The sequence below is a fragment of the Aneurinibacillus sp. REN35 genome (genome assembly GCF_041379945.2).
In the GTDB taxonomy this organism is placed as follows: domain Bacteria; phylum Bacillota; class Bacilli; order Aneurinibacillales; family Aneurinibacillaceae; genus Aneurinibacillus.
Genome location: NZ_JBFTXJ020000016.1, coordinates 14,841 through 26,713, shown reverse-complemented (window position 1 = coordinate 26,713; position 11,873 = coordinate 14,841). Strand labels below are relative to the sequence as shown.

The following is an 11,873-nucleotide window of genomic DNA, read 5'->3' as shown; positions in this document are numbered from 1 at the left end:
AGAAAAGGTATAAAGAAGGCAGAGGACTGTATTTTGCAATAGAAAAGTGCAGAGAAATGCAATGTTTTTTACATAGGTTTGCCAGCCCTTATTTTTCTTACAAACTCGTTTTTGATAAGGCGTTTTTTAGTCGATAACTCTCGCCGGTAAACGATAAAACGTGGGCATGGTGGACCAGACGGTCCACTAACGCTGCTGTTAAACGTGCATCATAGAAGATACGGTTCCACTGACTAAATTCTAAATTCGAAGTTACGATTATGCTTTTCCTTTCATAACACTCAGCGATAATGTGAAAAAGGAGTTCTGCTGCCTCCTTACTGAAAGGCAGATATCCGAGCTCATCAATAATTAGAAGATCGCACGTTTCTATCGACTTCCGAAAGGAGGCCAAAGATTTTTGTGCTAAAGCCAGCTCTAATTTTTCTATAAGCGTAACCGCACGGAAGAATCGTACTTCTTTTCCTTTTTGGCATCCAGCGATTCCAAGTGCGGTCGCTAAATGAGTCTTTCCTGTACCAGGAGATCCGATTAAAACTACGTTTTCTTTCTCATCAATAAAACGTAAGGACCGTAAAGCCTCCCGATTTGTCGAAGCGGGTAAATGAATGTTTTCATGCCATTGATAGCCCTCTAATGTCTTGCGCTCTCCAAATTTCGCTTTCTTAATCAATCGCTCACTTTTTGCTTTCTCACGAAGTTCAAGTTCACGTTCCAGAATATACTGCAGAAAAAGTTCCGGATGTTCAAAAGGTGCCTCTCCATAAACTTCAGCGACATAGGCAAGGCGGAGGGACTTACAGAGTTCACGAAGTTTTTCGCTCATCCTTTTGCCTCCGTTCCTCGCTGCGGAGTTAACGCGTCATATGCCTGCCAGTCCACATCAAAGTTTTGTTCTGTTTGTTCATGAGAAAGAAGAGTGATTTCATAAAATCGTTCTTCAATATCTGCCATGGAGTAGCGAGAGAGAAGCTGCAGAATTTCTTCTACTCGTTGCTTACGTTTTGCTATGTTCTCTACATTAAAATAAGCTTGCACACGCACCGGAAGGTGCTTATAGTGCCGGGAATAAAGAACAGAGCCCGGTTTTATTCTCCAGTCATGCAGAATATCTTTCCAGGGGATTGGTTTTCCTTTGTTCATATAAGCCCGGGGTGAATGGTAAAGTTCTTCTCCAAAAGGAGAATAGGCAGTAAACCGATCCCACTCTTTACGGACCTGGACAAGTTTGTGCTTCATTCCTTTCGGAATCCGAAACCACTCCTGATCCAATTTGATTTCCCGATATTTGTTCACCTGTGCAGTATCATAAGTGAAGATCGGATAATCTTCTTCCGGAAGTGCAAGAAGATGCGGTTTTTCTTCTCCCCATAACGCTTCAATGGTCGTTCCTTTTCGGTAATGTGGACGATCCCTGTCTTTTTGTAGCTGCTGTGTTAACCTCTCACTCATGGATTGATAGCTCGCCATCACGGGAGGAACAGAGAAAAAGTTATATCGAATATACCCGACTTTATTTTCTACATGGCCTTTTTCGTTTCCGCTGTATGGATTACACGTCTGTACTTCAAAGCCACAGGCTGCTTGAAAACGAAGGAAAGCATCGGTTAGTTCGGCTTTTTCTCCTCCTCGCTTTGGCTTAGTGACAGCAGCTGGTAGGTTATCAATCCGTAAGGTTGTAGGTACACCCTCAGCCTGTATAAATAACTGTGTAAGCCCATGTAAGAAGCACTCTGTGTTCTCAGCAGGCAAAGCCGTAGCGAAAGCTGCGTTGCTAAAAGGGAAAGATAGTACGAGTACTTTTACATCCACATATTGATGATCCTTTACCACTTCCATTAGTCCAAAATCTAATTGCGCTTCTCCTGGAGGATGTTCCAATCTTTCATAAGATTGATATTCTTCTTGAGAAAGCCGCCGGGACCTCCACTCCGCTATAAACATACATACCGTACGGTATGAACCGGGAAATCCGATCTCCTTGAGAGCCAGGAAAATAGCTTTGGAGGTACGTCGCTGTTTACGGCGAAGCTTGCTGTCCTCAAACAGCCAATCGGATACAATCTCTCCCCACTTCTCCTCATACATCATGCCACGGCGTATGATCATCTTCTCCTGTGGCCGTTGTTCTTCATCTGCATACTTTTTCGCCGTACGCCAATTGATTTTAAAAGTCTCTGCTATTTTTGAGATTGATAACTCTTTTGTATTACGTAAATGTTTGATAGACTGAATATCGGACATTGCTAGCATCCTTTCCGTTCCCTCCACCTGTTGTTTGATTCGACACCAAAAACAGTAAAGGGGAATAGCGGGGCTGGCAAGTCCTTTTTTATTGCACACCTCTGCACAATTACGCTGCAAAACTATGTACTTTTATTTTGCATTACACAGAGGACAAGGCATTGGGGTTGAATACCTACCTTGGATCAAAATCCAAGATGTTCCTTCTAAAGGCAGACCAACTCGACTCAAGGGAATTAAAATACCCAGACAGTTTGAATTCCTTTCAGACTTGGAACGTAATTACTTTTATTTATTGGAATATTCAGAACTTATTGTCGATATACGTGAACAGTATCCGCTTCTTCCTCTTGAAGAAACGCTATTGATTGCAGAAGAGTTAGGGATAAAGCATCCGCAAAACCCACAAACGAAAGAACCTATTGTCATGACTACAGATTTTCTAGTGACGGTTTCCGAAAACAGTAAGCGTAAAGAATATGCTCGCACAGTCAAGAGTAAAGAAGAACTAATGGACGAGCGTGTGTTAGAAAAATTCGAAATTGAAGGAGTGTTTTGGGAACGTAAGGGTGTTGATTGGGGTATTGTAACGGAAGAAGAAATTCACAAGACAATGGCTCTGAATATAGATAGTATCTGGGAATATAAAGAACTTCATGATTTAGAAGGATTTGACCTTATTACATCAGAGCAGTTTGATGATCTGATAATAAATTATATAAGTCGAATGCTCGCAGAAGATTTACCAGTACGTGCATTATCACATGAATTTGAGCGTGATTTTGATTTATCTCCGGGTACTGGTATTAGTATATTTAGGTATCTTGTTATTAATAGAATCATTGAAGTAAACCTTTTAGAAAAGTTGGATATGAACCAAATTATCCCCATTAAAGCTATTCGTAAGGACTTTTCAAAGAAGGTGAAGACAATATGATTTTTTATAATCAAGTGTACCAATATACAATTAAGGACAAAGAGAATCGGATCCGAATTATTGATACAAACGAACTGTTCATTTACTATGTTGATTTACATGGTGATACAGTTATGCCCAAGAGAATTAATTCTGCAACAATTGAAGCTGAGGTTCAAGGTGAAGTGTTAATACCTATTTCTGATCCATATTTAAAAAGTTATACAGACAAAGACTTATCGGTTAAACAAATTGAGAAGAGAGAAAGAGACTGGCAGATTGTTTCGGCCTACTGGGATGTTTACAAAGAAGATTTATTAGAGAAAAAGACTAGAGGAAATGTGTTCATGCGAATAGCAGCTGAAACAAGTTTAAGCGAGCTAAAAGTTAAACGCATCTTTACTCGTTTCTGGCAGCGAGGACTTAATAAAAATGCTTTGCTTCCTGACTACATGTATTCTGGTGGGAAAGGAAAAGAAAAGTCTCTTTCTAGTAAAAAAGCAGGAAGACCACGTGAACTTAATTTGACTAATGATATAGAGCAAGGTATTAACATCACTGAAGTAGTAAAGAAACAATTCGCATATGTTATCAACAAGTATTACCGACAGAAAAATCAGCCGACGTTAAGAGATGCGTACAATTATTTATTAAGGGAGTTTTACTCAGACCCATATAAAGAAAATGGCGTATTGAAGTTTAAGGTGTGGGGTTCCTCTAGAACTCCAACATATTATCAATTTTATTATTGGTTCAAGAAGTATGAAAATCCACAGCTCGATATTTTGCTTAGAGAAAGTTCAAAGGAATACGACTTAAAGCACCGTCCTCTTTTCAACAACTCAACGAATGAAACAGATGGACCAGGAACTCGCTTTCAAGTTGATGCTACTATTGCAGATGTTTACTTGGTAAGTTCATTTGACCGTAACTTGATTATTGGCCGACCGGTTATTTACGCAGTAATTGACGTATATTCACGTATGATTGCAGGTATTTACGTAGGACTAGAAGGGCCCTCTTGGGTTGGTGCCATGATGGCATTAGATAATATGGTCACTGATAAAGTAGAATTCTGTAAAAGGTACGACATTCATATTGATGCTTTTCAATGGCCAGTAAAGCATTTGCCTGCAACAATTATCGCGGATAGAGGGGAATTTGAGGGCTATTCAGTTGAGAATTTAATTAATAATTTAAATGTTAAAATTGAAAATACTCCTCCATATCGAGGAGATTTGAAAGGAATTGTTGAGCGCCAATTTCGTACAATAAATGGGACGATAAAGAGAAAAACGCCTGGTGCTATTCAAAAAGAGTACCGGGAACGTGGAGACCGTGATTATCGTCTGGATGCTACATTAAACTTAGAGGAAGTTACAAAAATAATTATTCATCTTATATTGCATCATAACCAAAAAATTATTGAAAAGTATCCTCTAGAAAAGGGTATGATTTCCAGTTCTTTAACAGCTACGCCAATTAACCTTTGGAACTGGGGAATTGCAAATAAAAAAGGGCGACTACGCATAATTTCAGACCGAAACATCCTGAGATTAAATTTACTACCAAAAGGTGATGCAAAAATTACGAGATCTGGAATTCGGTTTAAAAATTTATCTTATAGTTCAGATAAAGCACTTAATGAACAATGGTATATAAAGTATAAAAACACAAGCATTGAGATTCTTTATGATCCGCGAGATATGAACCATATTTACATTCCTCATACTGACGGAAGAGGTTATGATTCATGTTACCTGTTACCTACGAGTGAACAATAGCGCAATGATATATTAGAAGAAATCGAATTTTACCAAGCATTGATAAATGAGTTAAAGTCAGTCCAGATTACTGAACAACACGAGTTAGCAATCAATACAGAGGTGGTTATCGAAGAAATTGTTAAGCGAGCTAAGAAAGAAAAGAAAAAGGTTGAGCGGAAAGGAATGAATAAATCGGAGAAACTTAAAGATATTCGTATTAACAGGCAAGGTGAGAAAATAGTTAATCAACAAAAGGAAAAGTTTGATTTAACTCTTAATGGTGAGGAGAAAAAAGCAGAAGTTATTTCTATTGAAACAAGAGAAAAAGCTAATGAATTTAAATATTCAACTAATTCGCGTCTGATGGAAAAATTGAGAAAGAAAAGAGATGAGGGGTTTGAGAAAGAGTGAAGATATTGTTGTTTTAAAAGGCGAATTTGAGAGAGCACAATACAAACAACAGGCTTTACCGGAGTATGAGCAACATCCTTTTATTGAAGCTTTACCTCCAATTTTTACAGAAGATGATGTACTAGAACGCTTTATGGTAGCTCCACGCATAACAAGTAAAGATAGGGAACAGGAAAATAATATTCGTTATCACATTTTAAAAAGAATAAAAACTTTTATACAGCCTTTACCAATTCATTTTAGGGTGGAGCGTAAATTAGCTACTCTAATTCGTGGGGGATACCTAGCTAGAAATCCCTTGGACAAAACGTATTTTGAGCGAATTCGTATTCTCAATGAAATAATGATGGAAGAAGAGATATCCGTACAAGATATAGATGAGCGGTTAAGTTATATTCGTTCAACTGCTGATAGTTTATTAATAATGGGCATTTCAGGAATTGGGAAAACAACAGCTATTGAGCGATTATTAGTTATGTATCCGCAAGTGATTAAACATGTCGAATATAAGGGACATCCATTTAACCGTACCCAAATTGTATGGCTAAAAATTGATTGTCCATATGATGGGAGTCTATCGACATTATGTAAAAGTTTTTTTAAAGCAATTGATGACTTATTAGGTACTCGTTATCTTGAGAAGTTTGGTTATTTAAGCAAAGTTACATCAACAATGTTACTGCATATGACCTCATTAGCAAGTCTATATGGAATTGGCGTGCTAGTTATTGATGAAATACAACATTTGTTGCACGCAAAGGATGAACAAGAGGAAATGCTTAACTTTTTTGTTACATTATCAAATACAGTGGGCATTCCAACAGTCCTAATTGGTACAACGAAAGCAGAAAAATTATTTGTAAACTTTCGGCAATCAAGACGGGCTGCAAGTGAGGGAGCTATTTTTTGGGACCGTATGAGGGAAGAGAGTGAGGAGTGGCAGTTCTTTTTAGAAACATTGTGGGAAATCAATTGTTTAAAACGACGCTCTGAATTGACCGAAGACATTAAGAAAGTATTTTATGAAGAATGTCAGGGAATAACAGCCGTTGCGGTTAATTTATTTATTCTAGCGCAGGAACGAGCCTTATTTGATGAAAATAACCCAAATGAGGTTTTAACTCCTCAGACAATAAAACAAACGGCAAGAACTGATATGAAGATGGTTCAGCCAATGTTGAAAGCTATTCGAGCGAATGATTGGCGTAAGATGGCCCAGTACGAGGACCTTATGTTTAACCTTGATGAAATCATGTTAAGTCATAAGCGTAATACAGAACTAGCAGGCAAGATTCAGGAAGCATTTAAAGAACGGAAAAAGACAATTGAATTTAAAAGACAAGATACGATTGAAAGCTTGGTTGTCGAGTTGCTTTCTCTTGGCATTTTTGAAAATCTAAAACAAGCTGATATGAAAAAGCTCATTCAGAAGATAGTAGAGAATCAGCCGTTAGAAACTGATTACAATGTTTTAAAGACAGATGCTATACAAGAGGCACTTGCGTTAAATGAACAGAGAAAAGAACAGGAGCATAAACAAAAAACGAAAAATACAGATGTTTTACCATTATTGACTCTTAGAAAAAAAGCTTTAGATCAAAAGGAACACGTGTATGAACTGTTAAAAGCAAATGGGTATATTAAAAATCCTATAGAAGAATTTTATTAAGAGGCGATTTTAATGTTGCCTTTTTTCCCGGAACCATATCCTGATGAATTAATTTATTCAACCATAGCTCGTTACCATTTATACAGTGGAAATTTAGACTGTAAGGATACGTTAGAGGAGGTATTTGGAAGTCGTACCGTTATACCTAGCATGGAAATTGGTAGTCATTTAAGTACTCTTGTACAGCAAATGGGGCCACATTTTTCAGTAGAAACACTCCTATCAAAACATACAATTTACCCTTTCTATGCGCCGTTTTTATCATCTGAGAAACAGCAACATATCTTACGAGATGTTCAGGGGAATGGGAGAGGACTATATGCACGACTGGGGATGCTCGCAGGGAGCATCTGCAGAAAAGATGGTCTTTATTACTGCCCTCAGTGTGCCATTAATGATATGGAGCAATATGGTGAATCATACATTCACAGGGAGCATCAGTTACAAGGAATTGACGTCTGTCCACACCATCATCTGTTATTAAAAAAATATCCTGTTGATTTTTTTGATTATAGTAGAATGTCCTTTATCCGTTTTGAAGCCAAACAAATGGATTTATCTATGTCCCAGAGTAAAGATACCCCGTTTTATGCGCTTCAAATCAAATTGTCCCAAATGTCCTATAAGCTTTTACAAGTGAGTATGAACCAGTTTTCATACAAAAGAATTTCAAAAAAATATAAGTGGCTTTTGAGAGAGAAAGGTTTAGTCACGGTTTCAAATCGAGTAAGGCAACAAGATCTGTATCAAGCGATTATGAGCAAGTTTCCTGTTAGTTTTTTAGAGAAATATGAGTCTGTTATTGATTTGAATGATGAATACAACTGGCTAAAAGTATTAACAAGAAACAACAAACGTAGTGTACATCCGTTTCGTCACCTGCTATTTTTGTGTTTTTTAGAAAAGACTGTTGATGAATTTTTTAAAGATGTTAGTGAGGACAATAGACCTTTTGGGAGTGGACCGTGGCCGTGCCTTAATAAAGCTGCCGACCACTACAAAGAACATATTATTGAAAAAGTTACAGTAACGAGAGATTTTAAATCAAAGTCACCGATTGGCACATTCTCATGTTCATGTGGCTTTATCTACTCTAGAAAGGGACCAGATACCGCTTTTAATGATATATACCGTATTGGACGAACCAAAGTATTCGGGCAAGTCTGGCAGGCTAAGTTACAGCAATTACGAGCTGATAAAACACACAGCGTGAGAGAAATAGCAAGAATACTTGGCGTCGATTCAAAAACCGTTAAAAGGTTTTTGAAAATGGACATTACAGTATCAAATCCTTCTATAAGCATTAATCAGTCTTCACCACTAGAGATTTATCGTCGGCAATTATTACAAGGTTTAAAAGATCACCCTAACTATACAAGAACCCAAATTCGAGAGCGGTTTCCGAAAGAATATGCCTACCTCTATCGTAACGATAAAGAGTGGCTTTTTGGAAATTTGCCTGCAAAGCAAACAAAAGTAATACCGAAAGGCCACATAGATTGGGAATTGCGAGATAAAGAATATCTCTCAGAAATAAAACTACTCTACAGACGGTTAATTAATTTAGAATATCCAATTCGAATCACAATTTCCCTTATTGGAAAGCATCTGGGTATATTAGCCAACTTAGAAAAGCACATAGATAAGCTGCCAAAAACAAAAAAATATCTAGGGGAAATCACTGAATCCGTGCAGGAATTTCAGATTCGACGTTGCTCTAAAATTATTGACCAGCTTTTACAGGAAGAAGAGCAGGTGCAGCTTTGGAAAGTGCAGCGCATTGGCGCTGTAAGGTCGAATCACTTTCAAGAAATTAAGCCTATTTTAGAAAGGTACATACGTTTAAAACAGAAGATGGATAACTAGGAGCAAACTAAATTTGGTGATTCAGGTTGAGGAAATTTAACTTATTCCATTTTTTGTATATAAGAGGTGACTCAATTGATACCATTCTTCACAGAACCGTATCCTGATGAATTGATATATTCGGCAATTGCACGTTATCACTTTTATAGCGGAAACATCGATTCTAGAGACACATTAGAGGAATTATTTAAAAGTCGCTCTGTAATTCCAAGTATAGAGATAGGGAGTCACTTTTCTATATTAGCTCAGCAACTAGGCCAAAATTATTCAGTCGAAAATATATTGGCTAAGCATACAATATATCCTTATTATGCCCCTTTTCTTTCTAGGGAGCGTCAGCTAGATATTCTAGAAGATGTTCAAGGGAACGGGCAAAAGCTTTATGCGAGGCTTGGAATGGTTGCAGGAGGAATTTGTAGAAAGAATGGGCTTTATTACTGTCGAAAGTGTATGAATGAAGATATTAAAAGATATGGGGAACCTTATATTCACCGCGAGCATCAATTACAAGGAATTGATTATTGTGCTCATCACGAACTAAAGTTGAAGAAATATCCTATCGATTTTTCAATAAGAAGTCGGTCTGAATATATACGATTTGATAAAAAATTCATGGATTTATCTGAGTCACAAGAAGACGAATCAAATGAATTTATAGCAATTCAAGTTGAATTAGCAAAACTGGCTTATCAGTTTCTACAGCTCCCGATCAATCAGCTCACAAAGAAGAAAATTTGTCATAAATATCGAATCCTTCTTCAAGAATGTAACTTGATGATAAGCTTCAAAAAAGTGAAGCAAAATGAGCTTTACCAAGCTTTTTTACTCAACTTTCCTAAAGGCTTTTTAGAGAAGTATGACTCTGTTATTGACGTGACTAATCATGATGACTGGCTGAAAGTAATTACACGTAATTCAAACATTCTTGTACATCCATTTCGACATTTACTTATGATTTATTTCTTAAAACAAGATGTGAATGCTTTTATGCAAAATGAAGTTGCTAATGACCAGTTTGAAAATGGCTCAAAGGAATCAATAAAAGCAGACAATGAACCTAATACAGATCGTATTGAAAGGTATCGTTCGGAGCTCATAGAATGGACGAGACAATTTCCTAATCATAGTAGAACACAACTGCTAGAGAAGTTCGGGAAAAGATATAGATATTTAATGGAAAACGATAAAGATTGGTTTAACGCTAATATGCCAGCTAAACGTAGGAAAGTACAACCGAAACAAATAGTTGATTGGGATTCAAGAGACCGAGAGTATTACAAGAAAGTAAAACTTCTTTATGAGGAATTATTAAAACTTGAAAAGCCAGTAAGAATTACACGTTCATTAATCGGGAAACGATTAAATATTCTTACTACTATAGAAAAACGTATAACAAAGTTACCTCGTACTAATAATTTGCTAAATGAAATTATTGAATCTGTCCAGGAATTTCAAATTCGCCGTTGTTATAAGGCTATTGATCAAATGTTAGAAGGGGCTGAGCCAGTCCGTTTTTGGAAATTGAGGGAAAAATCTGCTATAAGGTTCCGTGATATTGATAAAATAAGGCCACAATTAGAGATATACTTACAGATGAAGCAGGAAATGAATAGAGGTTATTAACATTTTCACTGGAGTATAATTTTGTCCAGATTATGCTTTATTTTTGTTTTGGTAAACTTATGCTTCAAACTTTCAATGGTTTCTATAGTTTTTAATAATAAAAGTGATACTTTTATAAAGTTATTGAATTAATAGGGAGAGGGATCGATTTGAAACAAATAGCCGTTTCGATGATGCCAGCATCATATGGAGACTGTTTTTTAGTTAATTGTAATAATTCATCGCATACAAACATCTTAATAGACACAGGCTTCGTTGCAACATATGTAAATTATTTAAAGCCAAAGTTACTAAAAATGAAAGATGCTGGTGAGCTATTAGATTTAATGATTATTACTCACATTGATGCAGATCATATTTCAGGTGCATTAAAACTTTTAGAGGAAAATGGAGCTTCAATTGAAGCTCAAATTATAAAAATCAAAGAGATCTGGCATAATAGTTATCGACATTTGCAACAACAAGATTTAGGTAATAAAGAGATAGAAAATAGTATTGATAAAAATATTATTAAAGGAATTACAAAAGTCGGGTATCCCACAGAAACTATTATTGATAAAGATTTTAAGAGAGATATAGGAGCAAGACAAGGTTCATCTTTAGCAGCTTTAATAAATCATGGCGGATATGCATGGAACAGCAATTTTGATTACAAATCTATTAATGTTGAAAATAAAAGATTAATTGATGTTGGAGAAGAAGTAAAAATAAGACTTTTATCTCCTGATGAATTCAAACTGAACGATCTGAAAGAATATTGGAAAAAAGAATTAAAAAAAATGGGATTTAAAAGCAGTCTTGATGAGGTAAAAATATTTGACGATGCATTTGAGTTTTTAATGGCGCATGAAAAAACATTAATACCAAGAGATTTTCAAAGAAATATTTCTTCTTCAAAAAAAGAAATAGAAGATTTAATTGAAGAAGAATTTATTGAGGACAATAGTGTAACTAATGGAAGTTCAATATCATTTGTTTTGGAAGTGAAAAATAAAAAAATTTTATTTCTTGCAGATTCTCACCCAAGTATAATTACTCGAGAGTTAAAAAAGATATACGGTAATAATTTAACATGGTTTGATGCAATAAAAATTTCTCATCATGGGTCTAAAGGGAACACAAGTCCCGAGTTATTAGAAATTATTGATTCAAATAACTTCTTTATATCTACTAACGGTATGAAATTTAATCATCCAGATATTGTAACTTTAAGTAGGGTTATTAGTAGAAAAACAGAGTGTACAAGAAATATTATTTTTAATTATGAGAATCCTGTTTTGAATTATTTAAATCAAAACGCCCTTGAAGAAAAATATAACTATAAGGTAAAAATTATTAGAGAGGGAGAAGAATATCTAATTTAGTCTAAGGGAGGGAA

The 11,873-nt window shown here is 36.0% G+C and carries 9 protein-coding genes; 7 read left to right on the top strand and 2 right to left on the bottom strand.

Going from position 1 to position 11,873, the window contains the following annotated elements:
• Positions 1–97 precede the first annotated feature (97 nt).
• Positions 98–826, bottom strand: coding sequence for an IS21-like element helper ATPase IstB (gene istB, locus AB3351_RS20630; protein ID WP_371149055.1), 729 nt, complete (start codon positions 824–826; stop codon positions 98–100).
• Positions 823–2,244 (bottom strand): IS21 family transposase, encoded by a 1,422-nt coding sequence (istA, locus tag AB3351_RS20625; RefSeq protein WP_371149054.1) that lies wholly within the window; start codon positions 2,242–2,244, stop codon positions 823–825. Before istA ends, istB begins: the two co-directional genes overlap by 4 nt.
• 124 nt (positions 2,245–2,368) lie before the next feature.
• Here istA and AB3351_RS20620 point away from each other — a divergent pair, with 124 nt between their 5' ends.
• The 7 genes from AB3351_RS20620 (at position 2,369) to avs1a (ending at position 11,859) form a co-directional block, all read left to right on the top strand.
• Positions 2,369–3,181 (top strand): TnsA endonuclease N-terminal domain-containing protein, encoded by an 813-nt coding sequence (locus AB3351_RS20620; protein ID WP_371149053.1) that lies wholly within the window; start codon positions 2,369–2,371, stop codon positions 3,179–3,181.
• The gene (locus tag AB3351_RS20615) at positions 3,178–4,944 is read left to right on the top strand and encodes a Mu transposase C-terminal domain-containing protein (protein WP_371149052.1); all 1,767 of its coding nucleotides are present in this window, start codon (positions 3,178–3,180) and stop codon (positions 4,942–4,944) included. Before AB3351_RS20620 ends, AB3351_RS20615 begins: the two co-directional genes overlap by 4 nt.
• A gap of 102 nt (positions 4,945–5,046) precedes the next feature.
• Positions 5,047–5,337, top strand: coding sequence for a hypothetical protein (locus AB3351_RS20610; protein ID WP_371149051.1), 291 nt, complete (start codon positions 5,047–5,049; stop codon positions 5,335–5,337).
• Positions 5,315–7,006 (top strand): ATP-binding protein, encoded by a 1,692-nt coding sequence (locus AB3351_RS20605; RefSeq protein WP_371149050.1) that lies wholly within the window; start codon positions 5,315–5,317, stop codon positions 7,004–7,006. Before AB3351_RS20610 ends, AB3351_RS20605 begins: the two co-directional genes overlap by 23 nt.
• Before the next feature lie 12 nt (positions 7,007–7,018).
• Positions 7,019–8,872, top strand: coding sequence for a TnsD family transposase (locus tag AB3351_RS20600; protein ID WP_371149049.1), 1,854 nt, complete (start codon positions 7,019–7,021; stop codon positions 8,870–8,872).
• A gap of 75 nt (positions 8,873–8,947) precedes the next feature.
• Positions 8,948–10,495, top strand: a complete 1,548-nt coding sequence (locus AB3351_RS20595; RefSeq protein ID WP_371149048.1) for a TnsD family Tn7-like transposition protein — start codon at positions 8,948–8,950, stop codon at positions 10,493–10,495.
• A 149-nt stretch (positions 10,496–10,644) separates the two neighbouring features.
• The gene (avs1a, locus tag AB3351_RS20590; RefSeq protein WP_371149047.1) at positions 10,645–11,859 is read left to right on the top strand and encodes an AVAST type 1 anti-phage system MBL fold metallo-hydrolase Avs1a; all 1,215 of its coding nucleotides are present in this window, start codon (positions 10,645–10,647) and stop codon (positions 11,857–11,859) included.
• Positions 11,860–11,873: the final 14 nt, after the last annotated feature.

Excerpts from the sequence above, each read along its gene's own strand:
- istB (WP_371149055.1), bottom strand. The coding sequence starts at position 826 with ATGAGCGAAAAACTTCGTGAACTCTGTAAGTCCCTCCGCCTTGCCTAT.
- istA (WP_371149054.1), bottom strand. The coding sequence starts at position 2,244 with ATGTCCGATATTCAGTCTATCAAACATTTACGTAATACAAAAGAGTTA.
- AB3351_RS20620 (WP_371149053.1), top strand. The coding sequence starts at position 2,369 with ATGTACTTTTATTTTGCATTACACAGAGGACAAGGCATTGGGGTTGAA.
- AB3351_RS20615 (WP_371149052.1), top strand. The coding sequence starts at position 3,178 with ATGATTTTTTATAATCAAGTGTACCAATATACAATTAAGGACAAAGAG.
- AB3351_RS20605 (WP_371149050.1), top strand. The coding sequence starts at position 5,315 with ATGAGGGGTTTGAGAAAGAGTGAAGATATTGTTGTTTTAAAAGGCGAA.
- AB3351_RS20600 (WP_371149049.1), top strand. The coding sequence starts at position 7,019 with ATGTTGCCTTTTTTCCCGGAACCATATCCTGATGAATTAATTTATTCA.